The 23,748-nt window shown below is 39.9% G+C and carries 18 protein-coding genes and 5 pseudogenes; 5 read left to right on the top strand and 18 right to left on the bottom strand.

The annotated features are described in order from the left end of the window. Positions 1-46: 46 nt before the first annotated feature. The 8 genes from AC1TO6_RS19775 to AC1TO6_RS19740 form a co-directional block, all read right to left on the bottom strand. Positions 47-823 (bottom strand): enoyl-CoA hydratase/isomerase family protein, encoded by a 777-nt coding sequence (locus tag AC1TO6_RS19775; RefSeq protein ID WP_482103313.1) that lies wholly within the window; start codon positions 821-823, stop codon positions 47-49. Positions 824-905: 82 nt separating this feature from the next. Further along, positions 906-2,978, bottom strand: coding sequence for a (Fe-S)-binding protein (locus tag AC1TO6_RS19770; protein ID WP_482103312.1), 2,073 nt, complete (start codon positions 2,976-2,978; stop codon positions 906-908). 127 nt (positions 2,979-3,105) lie between these two features. Further along, the gene (locus AC1TO6_RS19765; RefSeq protein ID WP_482103311.1) at positions 3,106-4,083 is read right to left on the bottom strand and encodes an electron transfer flavoprotein subunit alpha/FixB family protein; all 978 of its coding nucleotides are present in this window, start codon (positions 4,081-4,083) and stop codon (positions 3,106-3,108) included. 31 nt (positions 4,084-4,114) lie between these two features. Further along, on the bottom strand, positions 4,115-4,888 hold the full coding sequence (locus AC1TO6_RS19760) for an electron transfer flavoprotein subunit beta/FixA family protein (protein ID WP_482103310.1): 774 nt from the start codon (positions 4,886-4,888) through the stop codon (positions 4,115-4,117). 90 nt (positions 4,889-4,978) lie between these two features. Then, the gene (locus AC1TO6_RS19755) at positions 4,979-6,136 is read right to left on the bottom strand and encodes an acyl-CoA dehydrogenase family protein (protein WP_482103309.1); all 1,158 of its coding nucleotides are present in this window, start codon (positions 6,134-6,136) and stop codon (positions 4,979-4,981) included. 82 nt (positions 6,137-6,218) lie between these two features. Then, complete coding sequence (locus AC1TO6_RS19750; protein ID WP_482103308.1) at positions 6,219-7,067, bottom strand: 3-hydroxyacyl-CoA dehydrogenase; 849 nt, start codon at positions 7,065-7,067, stop codon at positions 6,219-6,221. A 1-nt stretch (position 7,068) separates the two neighbouring features. Continuing rightward, on the bottom strand, positions 7,069-8,256 hold the full coding sequence (locus tag AC1TO6_RS19745; protein ID WP_482103307.1) for a CaiB/BaiF CoA transferase family protein: 1,188 nt from the start codon (positions 8,254-8,256) through the stop codon (positions 7,069-7,071). Between the two features lie 119 nt (positions 8,257-8,375). Beyond that, a complete protein-coding gene (locus AC1TO6_RS19740; protein ID WP_482103306.1) occupies positions 8,376-9,569 on the bottom strand; it encodes a thiolase family protein in 1,194 nt (397 codons plus the stop codon). A 635-nt stretch (positions 9,570-10,204) separates the two neighbouring features. On the opposite strand from AC1TO6_RS19740, the gene AC1TO6_RS19735 reads away from it, so the two are divergent. After that, entirely contained in the window at positions 10,205-11,014 is an 810-nt protein-coding gene (locus AC1TO6_RS19735; protein WP_482103305.1) for an IclR family transcriptional regulator, read from the top strand. 1,488 nt (positions 11,015-12,502) lie between these two features. Here the strand turns inward: AC1TO6_RS19735 and AC1TO6_RS19730 are convergent. The 3 genes and pseudogenes from AC1TO6_RS19730 to bioD form a co-directional block, all read right to left on the bottom strand. Next, a pseudogene (locus AC1TO6_RS19730) lies at positions 12,503-12,778 on the bottom strand (cupin domain-containing protein); the annotation flags it as partial. A gap of 33 nt (positions 12,779-12,811) precedes the next feature. Further along, on the bottom strand, positions 12,812-14,152 hold the full coding sequence (bioA, locus tag AC1TO6_RS19725; protein ID WP_482103304.1) for an adenosylmethionine--8-amino-7-oxononanoate transaminase: 1,341 nt from the start codon (positions 14,150-14,152) through the stop codon (positions 12,812-12,814). Continuing rightward, the gene (gene bioD / locus AC1TO6_RS19720) at positions 14,130-14,858 is read right to left on the bottom strand and encodes a dethiobiotin synthase (RefSeq protein WP_482103303.1); all 729 of its coding nucleotides are present in this window, start codon (positions 14,856-14,858) and stop codon (positions 14,130-14,132) included. Before bioD ends, bioA begins: the two co-directional genes overlap by 23 nt. Before the next feature lie 98 nt (positions 14,859-14,956). Here bioD and AC1TO6_RS19715 point away from each other — a divergent pair, with 98 nt between their 5' ends. Continuing rightward, complete coding sequence (locus AC1TO6_RS19715; RefSeq protein ID WP_482103325.1) at positions 14,957-15,517, top strand: biotin transporter BioY; 561 nt, start codon at positions 14,957-14,959, stop codon at positions 15,515-15,517. Positions 15,518-16,252: 735 nt separating this feature from the next. On the opposite strand, the pseudogene AC1TO6_RS19710 reads toward AC1TO6_RS19715, so the two are convergent. From AC1TO6_RS19710 to AC1TO6_RS19690, 5 genes and pseudogenes are all read right to left on the bottom strand, one after another. Next, positions 16,253-16,375: pseudogene (locus AC1TO6_RS19710) on the bottom strand (recombinase family protein); the annotation flags it as partial. 388 nt (positions 16,376-16,763) lie between these two features. After that, positions 16,764-16,976: a Spo0E family sporulation regulatory protein-aspartic acid phosphatase gene (locus tag AC1TO6_RS19705; protein ID WP_482103324.1), complete on the bottom strand. Its 213-nt coding sequence runs from the start codon at positions 16,974-16,976 to the stop codon at positions 16,764-16,766. Positions 16,977-17,002: 26 nt separating this feature from the next. Then, entirely contained in the window at positions 17,003-17,122 is a 120-nt protein-coding gene (locus tag AC1TO6_RS19700) for a C39 family peptidase (RefSeq protein WP_482103323.1), read from the bottom strand. A gap of 168 nt (positions 17,123-17,290) precedes the next feature. Further along, positions 17,291-17,401, bottom strand: a pseudogene (locus AC1TO6_RS19695) (lipid II flippase family protein); the annotation flags it as partial. Positions 17,402-18,039: 638 nt separating this feature from the next. Beyond that, positions 18,040-18,369: pseudogene (locus tag AC1TO6_RS19690) on the bottom strand (glutamate synthase); the annotation flags it as partial. A gap of 3 nt (positions 18,370-18,372) precedes the next feature. Here AC1TO6_RS19690 and AC1TO6_RS19685 point away from each other — a divergent pair. Continuing rightward, a pseudogene (locus AC1TO6_RS19685) lies at positions 18,373-18,730 on the top strand (HslU--HslV peptidase ATPase subunit); the annotation flags it as partial. A gap of 86 nt (positions 18,731-18,816) precedes the next feature. Further along, positions 18,817-19,593 carry a GTP-sensing pleiotropic transcriptional regulator CodY gene (gene codY / locus AC1TO6_RS19680; RefSeq protein ID WP_482103302.1) on the top strand — a complete coding sequence of 259 codons (777 nt, stop codon included), beginning with the start codon at positions 18,817-18,819 and terminating at the stop codon, positions 19,591-19,593. Positions 19,594-19,842: 249 nt separating this feature from the next. Here the strand turns inward: codY and AC1TO6_RS19675 are convergent, their stop codons facing one another. Further along, positions 19,843-20,406 (bottom strand): recombinase family protein, encoded by a 564-nt coding sequence (locus AC1TO6_RS19675; protein ID WP_482103301.1) that lies wholly within the window; start codon positions 20,404-20,406, stop codon positions 19,843-19,845. 461 nt (positions 20,407-20,867) lie between these two features. Here AC1TO6_RS19675 and AC1TO6_RS19670 point away from each other — a divergent pair, with 461 nt between their 5' ends. Further along, complete coding sequence (locus AC1TO6_RS19670; protein WP_482103300.1) at positions 20,868-21,476, top strand: hypothetical protein; 609 nt, start codon at positions 20,868-20,870, stop codon at positions 21,474-21,476. Between the two features lie 655 nt (positions 21,477-22,131). Here the strand turns inward: AC1TO6_RS19670 and AC1TO6_RS19665 are convergent. Beyond that, positions 22,132-23,586, bottom strand: coding sequence for a right-handed parallel beta-helix repeat-containing protein (locus tag AC1TO6_RS19665; protein ID WP_482103322.1), 1,455 nt, complete (start codon positions 23,584-23,586; stop codon positions 22,132-22,134). Positions 23,587-23,748 lie beyond the last annotated feature (162 nt).

The raw sequence follows: 23,748 nt of genomic DNA, 5'->3' as shown, positions 1-23,748 counted from the left end.
TTCATAAAATATAGCCTCCTTTCATAATTATTTCATTGATAATTTTTTACATCCCTGTAAAGACAGCTTTCCTTTTTTCAAGAAAGGCTTGTGTTCCTTCATTTTTATCTTCTGATCCAAACAAAACAGCCTGTGCTAGCTTTTCAATCATGAGTGCTGTTTCCATATCCGAATTAAAACCACGATTAATAACCACTTTGGCTAGGCTCACAGCCAATGGCCCCTTCAATAAAATTTTATCTGCTTTCTCTATAACTGCTTGCCATAACTCTTCCATCGGGACAGCTTTTGATACTAACCCAATTTCTTCAGCTTGTTTGGCGGTTAACATTTCACCTGTTAATATCATATCGAGGGCTCTACCCTTGCCAATAATCCGTGCCAATCGCTGTGTGCCGCCTGCACCTGGAATAATAGCTAAATTAAGCTCTGGAAGACCTAATTTCGAATGTTCAGCTGCAATTCGAATATCACATGCCATGGCAAGCTCACAACCCCCACCCAATGCGTATCCATTTATAGCCGCAATCGTGGCCTTATGACAATTTTCGATTTTTTGATATAGACCTGACATTCCAGGTACAAGAGCGTCTTTTGGTTGTTTATCTCTTAATTGGCCAATATCTGCCCCAGCAGCAAAGGTCTTTTCACCCGCTCCTGTAATAACAATTACACCGACACTTTCATCATTTTCTAATGCCTCCAAAGCATAGCTCATTTCAGCTAGTGTTTTGGCATCTAATGCATTTCTAACCTCAGTACGATTAATCTTAATAATACCGATACGATCCTCAAATTCAACCAGGATATTTTGATAATCCATAAACTCATCCATCTCCTTTGCTGATAACATCTCAACTATAAAACCATATTTAGCTTCTAGTACTTGTCTCGTTTCTCCTCGATTACATAGCCAGTGATCGTTCAACAATTTCTACAATATCTAATGTCTTTACTTGATCTTCCACTTCTTTAGCCTTTGTTCCATCACTTAACATGGTTAAGCAATAAGGACAATTACTGCCTATTGTTGTTGGATTCAGAAGTAATGCTTGTTCTGTACGGTCCACGTTGATGCGTTTTCCTTGAGTTTCCTCCATCCACATCATACCGCCGCCGGCACCACAGCACATTGCATCTTCTTTATTCCGTTCCATTTCTAAAACCTTCACACCTGGAATGGACTTAAGAATTTGGCGTGGAATATCATATATGTCGTTATAACGTCCGATATAACACGAATCATGATAAGCAACGTCTTCAGTAACTTCCTTCGTCGGTTTGATACGTCCTTCTTGAATCCATCTCCAAATTAATTCAGTATGATGGTAAACCTCTGCTTCCAATCCGAATTCAGGATATTCATGTTTAAAGGTATTGTAAGCATGCGGATCAATGGTAACAATTTTCTTTACATTGTGCTTTTGGAAGCTAGCGATGTTTTCCTCACATAATTGTTGAAATAAAAACTCATTCCCCATTCTTCGTGCGGTATCACCAGAATTTCGCTCATCATTTCCGAGAATAGCGAAATCAATACCAGCTATATTCATTATTTTGACAAAAGATTGTATGATCTTTTGACTTCGTTTATCGAAAGAACCCATGGATCCTACCCATAATAAATACTCAAATTCTTCTATTTCTTTTACTGTCTTAACCGTTAAATCTTCACGTTCCTCACGCCACTTGATACGTTCCTTACGATTAATACCCCATGGATTACTTTGTCTTTCAATATTTTGAAAGTAACGTGTAGCTTCTTGAGGTACGTTCCCCTCTGTCATGACTAAATATCTTCTCATATCAATAATCTTATCTACATGTTCGTTAGCTACAGGACATTGATCCTCACAATTTCGGCACGTCGTACATGCCCATAATTCTTCTTCCGTAATGACATCACCAATTAGACGAGGCATTTCTGCAGTGGCCGCTGTTTCGAGTTCTGCAAAATCTATCGATGGTGATGGTGATAGTTTGGAGGTTCCAAAAACATTACTTGGAAGCCACGCATTTCGAGAAGTAGCGATTGCTCCTTTTTCCGTTAAATGATTTCTCATTTTAACAATCAAATTCATAGGAGATAATGTTTTTCCAGTTCCTGAAGCAGGACACATATTTGTGCATCGCCCGCATTCAGCACAAGCGTACAAATCAATTAACTGATGCTGAGTGAAATCCTCAATTTTCCCTACACCAAATTCTTCAGCCTCTTCATCTTCAAAATCCACTTTGCTCAATTTACCAACTGGTCCTTTTTTCTTGAGAAAGATATTGATCATGGCAAACAGCTCATGTAATTGCTTTGACTGAGGAACAAACACCATAAATGAAAACACTGCTAGCATATGTACCCACCAAAATGCATAAAACAAAACATTTCCTGTTGTAGGTCCAATACTAGACAATAACATTGCAATGGCCCCTGAGAACGGAGTAAAAACAAGATCAGGTTCATATCCTAACATAATCTTCTCAAATGCTAAACTTAGTAGGATGGATAATGTCAAGACGAATAAAGCGATGACAACAAAGGCAGCTTTTCCGTCTCGCAACCATTGCAAACGTTCAAGTTTTTCAACATACCGGCGGTAAAATGCGTATACAACAGCCAACATCATAAGGAATGTTGCCCACTCCTGAATTAAACTGAAATAGTTATGCATCTCACCTAAAGGAAGCTTATAGCCTTTTATAAAACCCTTTAAGATAAGTTCAATAAGCCCAATTTGTATGATAAAGAAACCATAAAAAAGAATTAAGTGCATAAATCCACTTTTCTTATCTTTAAACAATTTTTTTTGACCAAAAACGTTAATCAATACTGTATTTAATCGTTCTTTGAGATTCGGTTCGAATTTCGATTTTTTCCCCAACTTTATAAATAAATATCTAGAATATACAAGATTGACAAACAAATATACTGCATATCCAGTCACAGCAAGGAACGCAAGTAAATTCAGCAGTTGTAACATTTTGTTCATCCTCCATTGTTATTTCAAAGTTAATCAATCCACCAATTGCATCCTGACGTGTTGAACGTCGTATGTACTGAAAAACCGCATCCAAGCGATGCGGTTTTTCAGTTACCATTATTCTCACTTAAACTGAAACTAGCACCTTTTTAAACTCCTCTGTTAAAAGAGGTAAGACTTCAAATAGATCTCCAACAATCCCGTAATCTGCCACCTCGAAAATTGAGGCTTCCGGGTCTTTATTAATCGCTACTATCACTTTAGAATTCGACATTCCAGCCAAATGCTGAATGGCACCAGAAATTCCACAGGCAATATATAAATCAGGTGTAATAACTTTTCCTGTTTGTCCAATCTGTAATGAATAATCACAGTAATCAGCATCACATGCTCCACGAGATGCCCCTATTGCGCCTCCAAGTAAGGTAGCAAGTTCTTGCAATTGCTCGAAGCCTTCTGCACTTTTCACGCCTCGTCCGCCAGCAACGACAATCTTCGCTTCAGAAAGATCGACACCTTCCGTTGACTTACGGACTACTTCCGTAATAACAGATCGGATATTCTTAATATCTACAGAAATGGATGAAACATCTCCTGAGCGACCAGGATCTTGTGGAATTGGTGCAATATTATTCGGACGGATTGTGATGAACAACAGCCCTTCTTTATTCCTTACTTTCTCGAATGCTTTACCAGAATAGATCGGACGAATGAATTCCGCATCAGTGCCTTCCCCTTCAATATCCGTCACATCGGAAATCAAACCAGATGAGAGCTTACCCGCAATTTTTGGCGAAAGGTCTTTCCCAAGTGCAGTATGTCCGAATACAATCGCTTCTGGATTTTCTTGCTCATAAAGAGCCATAAATGCTTGGCTAAAACCATCAGATGTATAGTTTTTCAAATGTGGATGCTCTACAGTGACGACACGGTCGGCTCCATGATGAATCAATTCATCCGCCAATGATTGAACAGCATCCCCCATTAGGACCCCAACGACTTCACCATTTCCAGAAATCTTTCTCGCGGCCGCAATTGCCTCAAATGAAACGTTACGCAATGCACCATCTCGTACTTCCCCAAGTACTACTACCTTTTTAGACATATAAAGTCCCTCCTAATAGATACTTTTAAAGTTAGATTACTTTTGCTTCTGCGTTCAGCAATGTCACAAGTTCTTTCACTTGATTAGCAAGTTCTCCCTCAAGAATTCGTCCTGCTGCCTTTTGTGGAGGTAGGAACACTTCGATTGTTTCTATTTTCGCTTCAAGCTCATCCGTATCGAGATCCAGATCATCGAGTTCCAGCTCTTCAAGCGGCTTTTTCTTCGCTTTCATAATACCCGGTAAGGATGGATAGCGTGGCTCATTCAACCCTTGCTGAGCAGTGACAAGTAAAGGAAGGGACATTTCGATAGATTCGGAATCCCCTTCAACATCACGAATGACCTTAACAGATGTACCATCAATTTCTAGATTCGTAATTGTCGTTACATAATTAATGCCAAGCAGTTCAGCAACACGTGGACCTACTTGACCAGATCCACCATCAATCGCAACATTCCCTGCAAGGATTAAATCGACTTCTTTGTCTTTTAAGTATTCCGCAATGATTCTCGCCACTGAAAATTCATCCATTTCATCTAATTCATCTTCTGTATTGATGAGAACAGCTTTATCTGCGCCCATCGCAAGTGCTGTGCGAAGCTGCTTCTCCGCATCTTCGTCACCGATTGTCACCACTGTCACTTCGCCGCCTTGTGCATCGCGCACTTGGATTGCCTCTTCTATTGCATACTCATCATAAGGATTGATGATGAATTCTGCACCATCCGCTGCGATTTTACCGTTTGTTACTATAATTTTTTCTTCTGTATCAAAGGTCCGTTTTACCAATACATAAATGTTCATTATTTACCTCCTACAATTCATTTTAGTGAGTGGATCTTCCTCTACATTACTTGTATGTTTTCGAAGATTGTCGTATCGCTTCACGCGTTCTCATCTCTTCTTTGCATAATCTCGAATTAGTTCGTTTGCGATAATATTACGTTGAATTTCTGAAGTACCTTCATAAATTTTTGTAATTCTAGCATCGCGGTAATAACGTTCAATAGGATATTCGGAAACGTAGCCCACACCACCATGGATTTGAACGGCAGCATCTGCAATTCTGTTATAAACCTCGGAGCCAAATAATTTTGCGATCGCCGATTCTTTCACAACGCGCATTTTTTGGTCCGTCATCCAAGCTGCACGGTATGTCATAGAACGTAATACTTCGATTTGCATACTAATATCCGCAAGCATATGTTGAATGACTTGGATTTCAGCAATCGGTTTTCCAAATTGTTTACGTTCATGCGTGTAGTCCATACAATGTTCTAATAGTTTGACACAAGAGCCTAGATTACGAGCTGCAAGACCTGCTCGTCCATTGGCAAGGATTTTCAAAGCATTAATATATCCTTGTCCTTCTTCCCCTAATATGTTTTCAGCTGGAACTTCCATATTTTCAAAGAATAATTCAGCTGAATGGGAGCCTTTTAAGCCCATTTTCTTTTCAATTGAGCCAAGTGAGAAGCCCGGTGTATCCTTCTCTACGATAAAGGAACTAATTCCTTTCGCACCTTTCGAAGCATCTGTTACAGCCATTACCGTAAAGATATGCGCATCTACTGCATTTGTAATATAATGCTTCGTGCCATTAATAATGTATTTGTCACCTTTTTTAACAGCTGTTGTTTTTATGTTTGCAGCATTTGAACCAGCATCTGGTTCCGTTAATGCAAACGCACCAATCCATTCCCCAGAAGCCATTTTAGGCAAGTACTTTTTCTTTTGTTCCGCAGTTCCGAGTTCAACAATCCCAACACTGCCAATTCCCGTATGAGCACCAATCAGAGTTGTATAGCCATTATGGGTCTTACCTAGTTCCTCATAAATCGCACATTTACCAACCATATCAAGCCCTAGTCCGCCATATTCTTCTGGAATACTTAAACCAAAGAGCCCCATCTGTTTAGACATTTCAACAATTTTTTCAGGAATGTGATTATTTTCTTCTATATCCATTGCAACCGGTTCTACTTCTTCTTTAACAAACTTTCTAACAACTTCTCCCAAAAAAATAATATCTTCTGATAAATTAAAGTCCATTTTCATTTCTCCCTTTTATTTAAGATTAATATTTCTCTTTTAAATGTAAGTGTTCAATTGTTTCATAGAATCCAACACACTCTTACGTATAGTCATAGAATCCTTTTCCACTTTTCTTACCTAAACGGCCAGCCTTCACATACTTAATCAGTAGTGGACATGGTCGGTATTTTTCACCTAGTGTTGCGTACAAATATTCCATATTGCGTAAACGAGTGTCAAGACCCACTAAATCCGCAAGTTCTAATGGCCCCATTGGATGATTTAGCCCTAATTTTAGTCCCTTATCAATATCTTTAGCCGAAGCGACACCTTCCATCAGCATATTCATCGCTTCATTTCCAATTAAACAATTCATGCGACTTGTTACGAAACCTGGAAACTCATTCACATCCACAGTCTCTTTACCCATTTTTTCTGCTACCTGCTTCACTATTTCTAGCGTGGCATCTGAAGTATCCAATCCTTTAATAATTTCGATTAATTTCATTCGATGAACCGGATTAAAGAAGTGCATGGCTACACATTGCTCAGGTCTCTTTGTCGAAGCGGCAATTTCAGTCGGACTCATCGTTGACGTATTTGTTGCTAGAATCGCATGAGCTGGTGCAAATTCATCTAACTGTTTAAAAATATCGATTTTTATCTCCATTATTTCCAGTGCCGCTTCAATAACTAAATCAGCATTTATTACAGCATCCTGTAATTTTGTCGTATAAGAAAGATTATTCATTACAAGTTCACCCTGATCAGATTGTACATAACCGTTCGCTATACTTTTATTTAATAGACCTTCTATATAATCTTTTGCACGATTGGTTGCTTCTTCCGAAATATCCTGTAAAGTAACTGCAAATCCCGCTAATGCAGCAGTATAGGCAATACCACGGCCCATCGTACCTCCACCAATTACAGCAATACGTTTAACCATATTAAATAACCCCCTTTTCTCTTAGTTTTATTATGTCTTCTTGACTATAACCATGTGATTTTAGTACTTCTTCGGTATTTTCACCCAACAAAGGCGGTGCCTTCCTAACTGATCCAGGTGTGTCTGATAACTTAATAGGAACACCTAACATTTTCATCGTCCCTATAGTAGGGTGTTCTACTTCTGTTATCATTTCTCGGGCATGAACTTGAGGATGCGCCAATAATTCAGCTAGGTCATTAATAGGTCCACTCGGAACACCTGCTTGTTTTAACTTTTCAATGACTTCAGACGAATCCTTTTGCCTTGTATATGCTGTAAGAATTCCTACCAACTCTTCACGATTGGCTACTCGATTCTCATTCACTGCATACTTTGGATGGTCCTTTAGCTCAGTAAGCCCTAGCGCATCACACATTTTTCTCCATAATCCATCATTCGGAACAGCAATAATTGCGTACCCATCTTTTGTTTCAAAGGCTTGGTAAGGAACGAGCGTAGGATGCCCTGATCCGTGGCGCCCTGGTGCTTGACCAGTAGCTAATACACCCTGTCCTAAATAATTCGATAGCGATACAACCGTATCTAACAAGGAAGATTCGACATATTGGCCTTTACCGGTTTTTTCTCTAGAAAATAATGCCAACATGATCCCAAGCGCTGCGTAGAGTCCCGTCGATAAATCAACGATTGAAAAACCAACTTTCACGGGGGCCTGATTCGGTACACCCGTAACGCTCATTAATCCACCAAACCCTTGCATGAGTAAATCATAAGCTGGCTCATCCTTCATGGGACCGGTTCTTCCAAACCCACTGACTGCACAGTAGACAAGTCGGGGATTGATTTCCTTGAGAACTTCGTATCCTAATCCAAATTTCTCCATTGTTCCATTTCGAAAGTTTTCAACTAATACGTCCGATTCCGCCACAAGTTTCTTCACAATACGTTGTCCTTCTTCTGTTTTAAGGTTCAATGTAATTGCTTTTTTATTTTTATTAAGGCTCATAAAATAAGTAGATTCACCTTTTATTTCGGGAGGAATATAACTTCGTGTTTCATCCCCAAGTCCCGGCTGTTCAACTTTTAAAACTTCTGCTCCCATATCTGCAAGCTGCATACTACAAAAAGGTCCCGCGAGTGTTCTTGATAGCTCTAATACCTTAATTCCTTCTAATGGTCCACCCATCTAAAAAGCCTCCTTCAAAACCCGAAATTGATCCGCATATAATAGTATATCGCCATATACGGAGTGATTCGAGTGTAGAAAAGTGTCTTTTCTAAAAACTCACGACACTCTTGTTGTTGTTATACTTGTAAATTTTCAACAATTGTTGTAATTCCTTGTCCACCCGCAATACAGAGTGTGACCAGTCCGTATTTAACATCTCTTCGTTCCATTTCGTGTAACAATTTGGTCATTAAAATAGATCCTGTAGCCCCAATTGGATGACCAAGTGCAATGGCACCACCATTGACATTCACTCTATCCAACTCCATGTTTAACTCCTTCATTACTGCAATGGCTTGGGCTGAAAAGGCTTCATTTAATTCAATTAATCCAATTTCATCTAAAGATAGTTTAGCCATGGATAATGCTTTCTTTGTTGCCGCTACTGGCCCAATTCCCATTATCTCTGGGGAAACTCCGGAAGTTGCCTGGGCAATTATTCTAGCCTTCGGTTTTAAACCACGTTTAAGCGCTTCTTCTTCCGACATGATTAATACAGCTGATGCCCCATCATTTCGACCACTACTGCTACCGGCAGTTACTGTACCATTTTCCTTGAAAACAGGTTTTAAATTACTTAATTTTTCTAAAGTGGTTAATCTAGGGTGTTCATCGATACCAAACACCTTTACTTCTTTTTCATGTTTGACTTCGTAAGGAACGATTTCTTTAATAAAGCGACCGGATTTAATTGCATCACTCGCTAGCAACTGACTACGCAAGGCAAATTCATCTTGCTCTTCTCTAGAAATATTGTATTTTTCTGCTAAATTTTCTGCTGTTAATCCCATTGTAAGATTTCCATAGATTTCAATTGGCTGTGAACGCGGTTGGCTTTCTGTATTGGGGTCTAAAATACCACCATTTCCTGCCCCTAATCCGTATCGGGCGTTGCGAATATAATAAGGAGCTGTGCTCATAGATTCCGCACCACCCGCAATAATGATTTTAGATTGACCAGTCATTATTTGTAGGGCAGCATCATTTATTGACTGAACTCCAGAGCCACATTGTCTATGTACGGTATATCCAGGAACCTCGACTGGAAGTCCGGCGCGCAATAATGCTAATCTGGCAAGATTTGATGCATCGGCACTCTGTTTTGCTTGTCCCAAAATTACTTCATCGATCTCACTTTTATCAATTCCTGTACGTACTAAAATTTCATCTATGACCTTTGCAGCTAGGAAGTCTGCCTCTACTTCCTTTAAACTACCACCAATTTTACCAATAGCTGTTCTAACAGTGTCAACAATTACAGCGTTTTTCATTTCTCATCCTCCTTGTACATTTTATTTTCCCTTTAAGTTAGCAGTTTCGAATTACTTTAGGTACCTTATTCTTGATTAGCCCTGAGTGTGAATTAGAATATAAAAAGATTCAACGTCCTGTAATAGGAACGACATTCCCTATGTGGAACAATAATACCACCTGCGAGACTAAATAGTCAACCTATTCTATTTTATTGTTAAAATAACATTAATTTTTATAATGTTTATAAATGACATTTTTTAATCTGAATGAATTTTGATCCTATTTTTCCCCAATCTTAACGGTACTGTTTTACAAGTTGACGGTGGTCAGGTACTATTTAATTTATGATGGATAAGGTTACCTCTCCAAAGCAGATCTAAGGGAGATACAATTCCTGTAAGCAAAGACTCATCCGGGTTAGTGCGAATTGTCAAAAACATCATTGACCAAAATTAACTTCTGTAGTACATTGTTCCGTAAACGGAACAATGTACTACAGAAGGCGAAAATGAAGCTAGATTGTTTAGCCAATTTAATTTGTTAAAGTCATCTCATAGAATGAAAATCAATTAAGTGGACAAGAGCGTTGTTCAGGTAAGGATGGAATTCTATTCATGCACAGAACTCTAATATTATAAAAGAGGTTATTTAGATGGAAAATAAAAAAGTTCGTTCCGATGTCCCAGCTTTAGAAACAACAATAAGAATATTAGAATATCTTAGCCGTTATAATCATAGTACAAGTAGTCTCGCTGATATTTGCAAAAGTCTAGATATCAATAAAAGTACTTGCCATCGGATTCTTAAGGTTCTTGAAAACCATAACTATGTTTTCTACAACGATGAAAAAAAGCTATACAGCCTTGGTTCTTACCTAGTTGTACTTGGCGCAAGAGCAACTGAATTCATTGACTATCTTGAACTTTGTAAACATCACCTGAAGGAGCTATGTGAGGAAACGCAACAAACGGTAGTCTTATTGGAACCAATTGCCAGTAACAGGTTAATGTATGTAGCAAAGGAAGAGCCAGATTTACCAGTTCGAGTTACTGTTAGCATAGGTCAACGTTTTCCTTTAACAAGTGCTTCTTTCGGTAAATGCTATTTAGCATTTATGGATGAGAGTAAAGCAGAAGAAATTATCCATAGTAGCGGATTTAAGCAATTTACAAGCAAGACCATAACCAATATAGAAGAGTTTAAAAAGGAACTCGCAAATGTTAGAGTGAAAGGTTATGCTGAAAGTTATGAGGAACATACGTCTGGCGTGTGCGGGGTCGCAGCTCCAATTTTTAGTTTGCAAGGTGAGGTAAAATTAGTTGTCAGCTGCTTATTTCTATCAAGCGAACCTGACATAGATGCATCTTTCTATGGCAAGAAAATATTGGAGCTTTCCAAAACATTAACAAATATTATGGGTGGTAAAACTCCGATTGAGGTTCCTAGAAATAATGTAAAGTAAAATTGATAGCAGATGCCTCTTTATGTATGAGTAATCATCAACTCATACATAAAGAGGCATCTTTTCTTTTAGATCAAAGAACAAATTAAATTTTGTTCATTAATAAACATATTAAGCGAATCAATTTCATGAATCATCAAAGGATAAGCTTCGTCCGCTACCGATTTCCATTTTCATATAAAAACTAAGCTACTTGTTTCTTTACGAGTTTCGAAAGAAATATAGGTTTTACGAAATTACTAACATTTTTTTGATAAAGAGTACTTTTTTATTTTGTGCTACTTGACGCTTAGGTTTTGTTACTTAAATAATATTTTCACTAATGTTCACACTAAATAGAAAAGGAAAGCATTCTGTTCAACACAGAACACTTTCCTATTAGAGAGATTGTATAATCAACCAATTGAATCAATTGCATAACGACGGGGGTATTTCCCGCCATTCGATTGGCAAATCAAAATTAGAAATGAAGGCGAGATTAAGTAGTTTCCTCAGATTTGTAAAAATGCAAAGTAATTGAAATCTCTTTTGATGTAATGAAGCAAAAAGCAGCAGACTTAGGTCTACTGCTTTTTGTATAATTGATTAAAAAACAACTTATGACGCGCTAATATATGACATCTGATTAACCTCTTGTCACTTTGGATGTTAATTTGCTCTTGCTTTAAGTGTTATTTTGCACTTCAAACTTAAAAACCCAGCTACCTTCACATGAGAAGATTAGTTAAAATAAGTGCAATTTATCGACCAAAGTGGCAGGCTGGCTTTCCTGGCATAGTATTCATACTCGTGGAGGCTCTATGTCAAGTTGCAATATTATGTACTCATCATTCACAACTCTGTATTTTGTTTTTGCAAAACACATGTAGATTTTATTATTGTTGATTCAGAGTATACCCTGTTCAAACATATTCAAATAATCTTTGGCTATGCACGAGTTAGTACGAAGGAACAAAGCTTAGAAAGACAACTGAAAGAGTTATTTCTACCAAACCTACTAAGGTCAAGCCCTATCACTGTTCAGCTGCAAAGTTTGGATATTTGGGGAGTGTTGTTATTGTATTCACAAAGGAGATAAGGCAGATGTTAAAATCACTGACTCCCCTTTTCCTGTCCATGTTAAATCGAGGTTGGACGAGCGGAGGTAAATTAAGATTGCCGCAGATAGTGGAAATCAAATAAAATCTGTCGCTCCGTATTGCCTATTTAAAAGATCAATGCCCCATGCTTGATGGTATAATTTTTCCCAATGCAATCCTAGATGGCAAGGGATTCATTCTAATTTACCTTTACTTTTCAGAATTATACTTGAATTCATCTATGGTATTCAGATGTCCTCAACCCCTTATGTAGCAACTATTTAGTAGAGCTATGCAGCAACACATAACCCCTTCCAAACATCCACAGGAAAGGTTGTTTAAAGAAGGGGTCCTCTGCTCTTCTTTGGCTGTAGCGTAGTTATTCTATTCACTGCCTCGGAATTCTAAATTAACGGTAATCCGCTTTGAATTCACCGGTTACTTCCTGATAGCCATTATTCGAATCGTACACTTCCCCCTGTTCCAATTCGAAACGATCCATAATCGGCAGGTCGTTCACGGAGAACAGATAAGCGTCTTCAGAAGCCACATGTTCATGCTATGCCCAGTTCGGTACGACGAAGTAATCGCCTTTCTTCCAGTCGAAACGGATACCGTTAATGACCGTATAACCCGATCCTTTATGCGCATGGTAAATGACCGAATGTGTATGGCGTGGCGCTTTCATATTCGTATTGATGAGAGTCAATGGATACCTTCAAGTTGAAATTTCTTCAATCGCATTTTTCATAATTGAAAGCATCTCGTCTAGTTCACTGTAGGACGCAGCAAGCGGTGGCATAAAGACAATTACATCACCGAGTGGACGAGTTAGAAGACCTTGTTTGCGCATACTTAGTGTTGCTTTATATGCAACACGATCTGTAGCTTGAAACGCTTTTTTTGTTTCTTTATCGTCGACAAGTTCGATTCCGCATATTAGACCTAATTGACGAATATCGCCGACGTGTGGAAGCTTGGCGATTTGTTCGAGCCTTTCACGCACATAAGATGATTTCTTTGCAGCTTCTACCACTAAATTTTCACTTACAAAGAGATCAAGGTTTGCGAGCGCCGCAGCACAGCCTAGCTGATTTCCAGTATACGAGTGCCCATGGAAAAATGTTTTCATTTCTGAATAATCCGCGTAGAAAGCGTTATAAATGCGTTCACTTGTCAAAGTCGCCGCAATTGGTAAATACCCACCTGTAATGCCTTTTGCGATTGTCATAATGTCGGGTTGTACGTTTTCATGTTCAACGGCGAACATTTTTCCAGTACGGCCAAAACCAGTGGCCACTTCATCCACGATGAGAAATACATCATACTCACGGCAAAGCGCCTCCAGTCCTTTTAAATAGCCCGGAGGCATCAAGTTCATGCCGCCAGCACCTTGCACCATGGACTCTACAAATAACCCCGCAAGCTCATCACTTTTCTCTTCAAATAACTCCCGTAAAGCTTGTAATGATTCCTCTTTCGCAAGTTCCCCATTTCCTGACGGATGGTGATAAGCAGATGGAAAAGGAATTGTATACGATGCAAACATTAATTTACTGTAAACCTGGTGATACAATTCGATTGCTCCTACACTCATCGCACCAACAGAATCACCATGGTATCCGTTACTAAGTGCTACAAACTTTGATTTCTTTTTAAATCCTTCATTTTGCCAATACTGATAAGCCATTTTAATGGCGATTTCGACAGATTCCGCTCCGCTATCCGAATAGAAAACACGTGACAATGATGCCGGTGCAATTTCAATGAGCCTCGCCGCAAGTTTAATAGACGGTACATTCATTACACCAAGTAAAGTCGAATGAGCGATTGACTCAAGCTGATTTTTGATTGCTTCGTCAATTTCTTTTTTACGGTGACCGTGGACGTTCAACCAAAGAGAAGAATACGCATCCAAATACTCGTTCCCGTGGATGTCTTTCACTCTTACCCCTTCACCACTCGCAATAATAAGTGGATTTTCTTCATAATCTTTCATCTGTGTAAAAGGAAGCCACATATGTTTATTACCTAACTCATATAGCTGTTCTGCTTGCATTTTCATCACTCTCTTTCAAGTTTTCAATTTTCCACGTGCTAACGATTGATGATCGGAAACGTTGATCCCGAAGTTTTTCTTCAAGGTTTTTTGTATAAGGAATAGTTCCGATAATTGATAAATTAGTGAGTTTTTTAACCATCTCGATATTATCCTCTTCATTTTCTTTTTCGATCTTCTGCGTACTTGAAAAGATGACCCCTTCTATTAAAATGCCACGATTACGTAATGCTTCCACAGTTAATATCGTGTGATTGATTGTTCCGATACCTGTCCTTGCAACGATAATTGTAGAAAGTCCGCTCGCTTGTACTAGATCAATGACACAACTCCCCCCATTGTTCAGTGGAACATAAAGCCCTCCCGCCCCTTCAGCGAGTAAATATTTGGTGCCGGATGAGCGTCGTTTCAATTGTCTCACCAATTCAGTTACGTCTATCGACTTTCCTTCAATCGATGCTGCGTAATGCGGAGAACATGGTTTTTTGAATAAGTATGTATATCTTTTTTCTACTTCGGCAAGAACGGTCTTATACAATTCGACATCTGGCGCAACGAGCTGACCATCGATATACTGCCCTCCACTTTGGACCGGTTTATAAAAATCAACCGCTAAATCATTGTCAATTAAAGCTTGACCGAGCAAGACCGTTGCCACCGTCTTTCCAACATCTGTATCTGTGCCGCAAATAAAATAGCCTGCCATCCTACTTCCCTCCCTATTTGCGTTAACTATATTTACATTAAGGTTAACACATGTAATAATAGTTTTCAATCCAATTGAAAGAGAGTGATAATATGAAAATGAGAACAAAAGACATTATTCTATGTGCACTATTTGCTGCATTGATGGGGATTGGGGCGAATGTAGCACCCTTTCTAACAATTGGTAGTGTACCGATTACATTTCAATTATTGTTTGCCATTATGGCCGGTGGTTTATTGGGGAGTCGACTTGGCGCAATCTCTATGATGGCGTATATCTTCATTGGACTTGCGGGGGCTCCTGTTTTTGCGGGATTCAAAGGAGGTATTGGCATTCTCGTAAGTCCTACATTCGGATTTATTATTTCATTTATTTTCGTTGCGTATATCGTTGGAAAGTTTACAGAGAACGAGAAAGAAAACTATATAGTTGCTGGTTTTTTTGTGTTAGTCATGAACTATATCATTGGCACGAACCTTATGTATTTAGCAATGAAGTTTTGGGCTGCTGCACCTGAAGGGTTCAGTTACGGGATGGCTTGGTCGTGGATGGTTGTATACTTGCCACTTGATATCGTTGTGACCGTTATTTCACTTACCGCTCTACCAAAAGTGAAGGCTGCCCTAAAGCTCAAAGCGCGATATTCTGTGGAGGTTTAGTAGAAACGGTGTATTTACACAAATGGAAAGTTCTTTTCCTATAAAAAACTAAAACACCCACGACCGAAGTCATCGGAGTTCCAGCATTGTAATAAACTTGCTGTTTTCGTCTACTATAGGATGGAATCATTCCTTTTTTATAAAGGAATGCAACGATAGTCAATAGTAGAACAGAAAATCTCTTTTTTAAAGAAGAACGCTTGAAGCTGAAGGCCACTGAAAATATTGCTTTTTATTTTCTTGAAACGCTTGTACAGTAATCGACTTTCAGTTCAAATTTGGTCACTTTTCTTTAATTTCTATTTGTGTTTTCTTACATTTCTTCTTTCACAAGGTCATAATTCATTTCAGATTAACAAAGAATATAGTCATGGCCCCAATTGCACGCTAATTACCCCCCCGTGAACAATGCAATATCGTATCCGTTTCTTTTTTAAGTTCACTGTTTTCCACTTATTTCATAGTGTCCATTTGTTTGTTCTATCACTTGTAGAGTTTGTTCCAAAATTCGTTCGTAAAAGTACACATTTACGAACGCTGTGTTTGAAATGAAATACACAATAAAGTATCGTTCGAAAACCTATTATATAACCTTTCGAACGTCCACCCGCTTAAACTCGCTTCTTAAATATGTCAATTGGACTTATTGATATTGGTTTACAACCTTTGATATTTTACTAGAATCAGATTCCGGAGAACCACACCAGTTGAATGTTGAAGCCCTTGATAATCCACTGCGAAACGGTCTAGTTTTGTAACTACCAATGTATCACCTTTTTTCAGCAACGAAAGTAACTCTACAAATTGGGGACGATCGGCTTTAGTTCCAGTAAATTTCTCGGAATAGATTTTGTCTATCCTTCTCTATAACTGGGAAAAGTTCAAAGTTTACTCCTGAAAAAATATCCCCTTATTAGAGATATCGTTCTAAGGAGTGCTATTGCGGAGATTTAAAATATTTTTTAGTTCAAGTGTCGTAACATTTATATCCGAGGTGGATAAAATAATACTACAAGGAGTGTTGTCGACACCTTTGTCATTTTCTTTTAGCACGTACATCAAAGGGCAATTACCTTTTTCGGGGTAATTGTCTTTTTTATCATTTCGTCGAATGTAACATAATATAAATATGTTACATTCGAAAAAAACAGCATAAACCCATTCACATCAAGGGGTTAGGCTGTTTTATATTGAGTGATCTTTTTATTCTTCGTTTGAATCTAACATAAATTATTTTTCATGGCAGTCATTTGTAGAAGGTGCCCTGGATGGAGTGAGCAGCTCTTCTTTTGATTACGATACTTTTTTCTTGATATCTATTGATTAACAGATCCAATTCTTGACTGCACGCGACGACAAGAGGGTGCGTATATCCGAAAGTTTTCGACCTTCTGGACATGAGTTTTCTCTTGATTTCAATTTGACGAAACAAAGCTTTTTCATTCAATAGCCTTTTCACTCTCCCTCCAAATGATATATTCTGCTTCAATTAATGATTTCCTCCTTCGTCACTGTTTCGCCGTAGTAGTTGAAGATGGCTGTAAGGGATGTGATTTCACAGCCGGTAGGGAAAACCGGTTCTTGTAATACTACAGGAACCGCAATTGTTGTTTGCTGCGTATGAGTTTGAATCAGAATTTCTTCGCTTTCTTTTTCTACAGTAAAAGTGAGCGATTCTTTCGTTAATCCTGCTCCAACATATACTTCTACTTCGCTAGTAGAGGGGATTTTTGTACGATGTACTAGTTACTTCTGAACCTACTAGTTAAAGACCATTTTGGGATCAATGAAAAGAATTAATAAAATGGTTATGCTGTAAATTAAACCGGCTGCCATAACTGCTGTGGCAGCTCGCTCAGGTATTAGTAAGGCTGCATACAGTGCGTATATAGTAACTTCTTTTTATGGAACAGCAATTTACTTCCTAAGCATATTTCAAATCTTCATCATACAAGAAATGAGTTACAATCGAATTCCACATGTTCAAACATACAGCCAGTTTTTTTGAATTCATGAAGAATACTTCTGAATCGAGTTCCCGCAAACGTTAATCTATTTTCTGAGGGTAAGGCTCGCTTTTCTTGATCTTACACTATGTTCGACGATAATATACACTGTTCCGTAGCTTTAATTTCAGTGGTACGTTACTGATTTTCTTTCCTCCGGTTTCAACATTGGACTGTGACTTTTGTTAGTTCCGTGTTAGTTTTGTGATTAAATTTAGATAACGCAAACAGCCACTTTCTCAATCGAGTCGGTGGCTGTTTATTTACTGTAAGAGTTTTTCAGTTTGTCCGGTTGCTAATTGTTGGGTGTTCATCATTATTAACAATTCAAGCGCTGACATCAGGCACTTCTTATATCCATCCGAAAGTTATTCACCAGCATATCTAACGTTAATTGAACGAGAGCACAAAGGTGTTTTTAAGCAGGAAGAAACTCGCATGCCGTTTCACTTGAAATAGTAACCCCAAAATTTCGGTGTTACTCGGTATCTCAGATAAAACAGTGTCAATGTATTCTTAACAGGATGTAGCATTACAACACGACTTGTCTTGCTTTGTTAGCGTAAGGTTCAGACTACATACTCCTGTTTCCGGTAAATCCAGTTCCACTTTTTTTGCCGATTCATAATCGCCCGTCAGATATGCCACTATTGAACGCACTCGTTCATAGCCAGTTTCCATTAGGAATGTAGGAGCGCGTTCATAGCTCTTCATACCGACGATGTAAAAATTCTTCTCCGGATGTCTCAACTCCTCTTCGCCATGCGGATGGACGGTCCCACAGCTGAGGAGATTCGGATCAATCAGTGGAGCAAGTGCTCCAACACTTTCTGTTGCTGCATCAATATTCGCTTTCCAATTCGGTATTGAACTTGAAAAATTGACAAAGCATGATTTTAAAGGTATTTTAAAAGAGTCTGATTTTTCTCTCATCCGTCACGAAAAATTGCTCAATACGGAAAATGTTGTTTTGAATTTCACAGACGAAGCGATCAGCCGACTTGCTGAACTTGCATTTTAAGTGAATGATGATACTGAGAATATCGTTGCAAGACGTTTACATAAAATTTTGGAGAAATTACTCGAAGAACTATCGTATGAAGCGGCTGATATCGGACCGACAACAATCAAAATAACACCGAGGTATGTCGATGAAAAGCTAAATGATATCGCGAAAAATAAAGATTTATCACAGTATTCACTTTAGTTTAAATTCTTAAATTCATCCGATGATTATAAAAATTTAGAGTGTTATTAAGTGCAAAGCAAATATTATGAGGAGGAAAAAAACAAATGAATTTATTATCAAAAACACGTGAAATTAATGCAATGCTACAAGAATCGGCAGGGAAAACAGTGAATTTTAAGGAAATGGCTGAGAAGCTTAGTTCTGTTATCGACTGTAATGCTTTCATCGTCAGCAGAAAAGGGAAATTACTCGGTCTAGAAATACATCACCAAATTGAAAATGAACGCATGAAGCAAATGCTCATAGATCGCAAATTCTCTGAAGAATATACAAACCGCTTGTTTGAAGTGAGAGAGACTTCTCCTAACTTGGATGTGGACAGCAAGCATACTGTCTTCCCGATTGAAAATCGTGAATTATTAAATGATGGCTTGACGACGATTGTTCCAATCATTGGCGGCGGTGAGCGTCTTGGCACGCTAATCTTGGCAAGAATTAAAGATGATTTCCAGGACGATGATTTAATCCTTGCGGAATATGGTGCGACTGTTGTTGGAATGGAAATTTTACGTGAGAAATCAGAGAAAATTGAAATCGAAGCACGTAGTAAAGCAGTTGTTCAAATGGCTATCAATTCACTTTCATATAGTGAACACGAAGCGATTGAGCACATTTTCCATGAGCTTGATGGCAATGAAGGTCTACTAGTAGCATCTAAAATTGCTGACCGTGTAGGTATTACACGTTCTGTAATCGTAAATGCGCTTCGTAAACTAGAAAGTGCTGGCGTCATTGAATCTCGTTCCCTAGGAATGAAAGGGACATATATCAAGGTCCTTAATAATAAATTCCTTGAAGAACTTGAAAAACAAAAGTCATAAATATGTAATAGATATGTTGAACAAATGAATTCCTATATAAACTAAGCGAAGGCGACTTATAAGGGGGAGCCGAAACCCTAATACTGTGGCGGCGAAACGCGTATGCGGCCGCTTCAAAACTTGTACATTCTTATCTTTTAAAAAAGAGCAGTTGAAAGCGTCCTGAGTCCCTAACGTTTCATGAGGGGACTGCATGGATGATTCTTTCATACTCCCTTTGATAATCTGAAAGTGATTTCTAGGCTATCATTATCTGCCTCCTTTAGCTACTTCTCTTTTGGCACGGATTAGTGTGCTTTTAGAAATCCCAGTAATTTCTTCTACTTGCGTATAGGAATTCGTTTGCAGTAGGTGTAAAGCATGTGCTACTTGCTTTTTAGTGAATTTTTTCGGTCTACCTTCACGAAAATCAGGATTCTTCCTCGCAATTGCTTTCCCCTCTGCCAATCGTTCAACGATCATATCCCTGTCAAATTCCGCAATCGCTGATAACATTCTTAAAATTAATCTGCCCATTGATGTATCCTCTACAAGTCCCATATTTAATATGTGGACTTTGATTCCTTTTGAAAGCAATTCTTTGATTAAATTTACCCCATCCTCTGCCGATCTTGCGAAACGGTCTAGCTTTGTAACTACCAATGTATCCCCTTTTTTCAGCAATGAAAGTAACTCTATAAATTGGGGACGATCCGCTTTAGTTCCAGTGAATTTCTCGGAATAGATTTTGTCACAACCTTCACTTTCCAATGTCTGCAGCTGTAACTCTAAATCTTGTGACGCTGTACTTACACGACCATAACCATATTTCATATGTATTTGCCCCTTTTTTTACAATCTACTTATGACTCTTAGTTACGACACCACTTGATACCTTGATATTACTGCATTCCGAAAATGGTGTCAATACTTAAAAGTTATGGCACCTCTCTTCAACTCACCTTAAGGAAAAGTACAATAAAATCGACGAAATGATAAAAAACACAATTCCCCTGAAAAAGGTAATTGTCCTTTGATGTCTGTATAGCGCCACAGTAAAGGGCAGTGTAATAGGCAACAGCCACCAAACAGTCATGCGACAGCTAATCTCAGTAACGCATCCGTTAGCCATGTTGCGCAAAATCGGCGCTACACAATAGAGGATTAAAATGTTTATAGAACGGGGATACTTTGGCTGAGAAAGGAAGGTCGATGAACGGCGCCATAGAGCCCATCCGTTAGTCTGATCCCAACACCACTTAGCGAGAAAGTTAAATTTAGGATGGAGGATTGTTATGGATTTGTGGTATGCTTTTGCTTTTATTCTTTTAGTCACTAATTTTCTAAATTTACTTGGTGCTTCTAATAATGGTACAAAAAGTGGGTCAATTTATCTTTGGGCAGGTATAGCAACTTGGATTGTTCTAATAATTAGTTTCATTTTTACTGGATGGATTGGTGGAATTGCGTTGCTGATAGCATACTCTTTTATCATTGATCCAATTGGTCAAAGACTTTCATTTATGGTTTTTAAGTTATCTCATCCAAACGCTAAATTCTTAAACTACAGATTCTTCAAAATACGTGATGAATTTAGAGAAATAGAAAGAAAGACATCATCTTTGGAATCCGTTGCGGAAGTTAATCGAAAAATAGATATGTACATACAAGGCATGAAAACTTGTGAAAATACAATTCAATTTTTTAAAGATATCAAGGTAGATATTAATAAAATTGATGACATACGTTTCTCTCTTATGGCGAGTGGTTCAGGTGCATTTGTTACATTTTGTGTTGTTCGTAATCCCGGTTTAGTTTTAGAGTATAATGAAATGGAGAAAAAAGGTCTTTCTAAAAGTGAAATTTGTTATGAATTTTTAAAAGGATTAGAAGGAGTCAACTAGATAGGATTGGAGTAGGACTACTGGTGTAATGGATATAAGAATGTACAGGGCTTTATAGGGAATTCTCTAATTCTTTTCAGTGCGGGTCCAAGAAAATCGAAAAGAAAATTGACTATCTAAAGTAAAAATCATTGAACTAGTTGCCCCGGTAGCTAGTTTTTTTTGATGGGATCAATCGGCTTTTAAAGTATATATCACGCAAAAAATGCGTAAGTATCTAGTGTGCATACAGCAATTTTGTGACGTAAAACGTCCGCCTAACTTTTCTCAAAGTAAATAAAAATACAAAGGCTAAACATTTGTGTCGAATCTCCTTTAGTAATGAATAAAGGTTTAACAACTTTCACCCGTGAAAAAAGGTGACGTGAAAACTAATGAAATATGTATATATTATATCAATTTCAAAAAGTGATAGCAAATCGAAGGGAATTACTTAACCTTTAATGTAGAAAGGAATCCATTTTAAAAATGGATTCCTTTCTAGCAGATTTAAGTTGGTTTTCATAAAAAAGTTTGGTCATTTTCTACTTGAGTTGCTCCACAATCACGCCCGATTGTGGAATATTTAATACATAAAAATTGCAAAATAGTTACTCAATCTAAAGCACTTTATTGCCGAGACCGTAGCCATCCGGACCGGACTGCTGTCCAACCATTACTGGGCCGACCGGCTCACCTCAATCCCGTCGGCCACCCTCAGCTCGGCTCCGTCGATGCCGTCGAAGACGTTTTCCACCACGCTGAGGTCCTCCCCTGCATCGATCCTGATGCCGTTGGCGGCCTGTCGAATGACGTTGCACTCAATCCTGATGCCTGAGGGAATTCCTGTGCCCCGTCCGTCAGTACCGCGGTCCTCATTGAGCCGGATGGCCCAGAACCCGTCAGTCCCTCCAGTGATGTGGTTACCGTGCAACCTTGTGCCCGGCGCATTGCGGACCTCGATGCCGGCCTTCGAATCCTCCCCGGCGGTGATCCTGTTGTCCTCGATGAGGGTGTCAGGAGTTCCCAGGATGACGAGGATTCCCTGACGGTTTCCAATCAGGTCGTTGGAGTACACCCAGTTTCCAGGTCCTGAGGCGTCGTGCTTGTTCTTGGACCCGCCGGAATTGCCCAGCGCGATGCCCGCACGCTGCCCGCCGATGACCGTATTGTCCCGGACCTCGTTCAGGTATTCACCCTCGCCGTGCAGGTCGATGGCGTCGAGGATGCTGCCGACGATGGTGTTCTCCGCCACGAGATTGTTGTGCGTAGGGAACTGCAGAAGAATGGCATGCCGCAGATGCCTGCCATCGAAGGTATTGCCGATGGCGACATTGTGCCGGGAATCGTTGGCAGCATCCGGGTCGCGCTGGTCCCTTGAGCCCTCGATAGCGATGCCGTAGCCCTGTCCGCCGGGGCCAACGGCAGTTGCCTCACTTACGTAGTTTCCAGAGAGTGTCACTTCACGGCTGGCCTTGACGGAGATCCCGTGGCGCTCGAACCTACGGATGCTCAGGTTCTCCACAAGGACCCGGGAGCTGGCCTTCCCTTCATAGGCTCCGAGGTAGATCCCGTACATCGGGCCGCCACCCACGTCGCCGTCGTCGGGGTCGTCGCCGAGTGGACCCTCATGACGAGAGGTGATGGTGAAGTCAGCGACGATAGCGTCTTGGACGCCGGAGCCGCGAATCACCCGGCTGTCATCCTCGCCGTCGAGGGAGGTCAGCAGCACGGTGCGCTCCTGGCCCTCGCCGCGCAGGTCCACGCCGCTGCGCAACACAATGTTCGTCGACTCGTCAGCCGAGTCAGTGGAGCGCAGGTCATACGTGCCGGCCGGCAGCACGACCTCGTCACCCGGTTCTGCCGCTTCCAGGGCCTCCCGGATGGCTGCTGCATCGTCGTGTGAGTCCGGATCCGGATCTGCCCCGAAGTCCGTGACGTCCAGGGTCCTTCCAGTGGCTGGACCCGGCGTCGGCACCTCGATCGGCTTGCCGGACCGGTTCACCAAGCCGGGGACCTGCCAGTCGCCGTGCCCGGACGGGGCTGGTCCCACGGCGTCATCTCTCCCGACCGGCCCATCGGATTCCTCGACGGTGCATGCGGTCAAGAAGACCACTAGGCCAAGGGCCACCCACCACAAATGCGCCGGACCTCGCCAGCTGTTCCCAAAGGGTCCCTTCATCAGACTTCTCACGTCCTTCCTTGTATCTTTTCGTCCCTCTCGTCTCCCATTGAGGCGTCGAGAAAAACAGTGAGCCCGCTGAGCTCGGCTTGATTCGCCGAGCCCGCGGGC

Source organism: Sporosarcina sp. Y352 (assembly GCF_056786535.1).
This window is presented reverse-complemented; position numbering and strand designations above follow the sequence as displayed.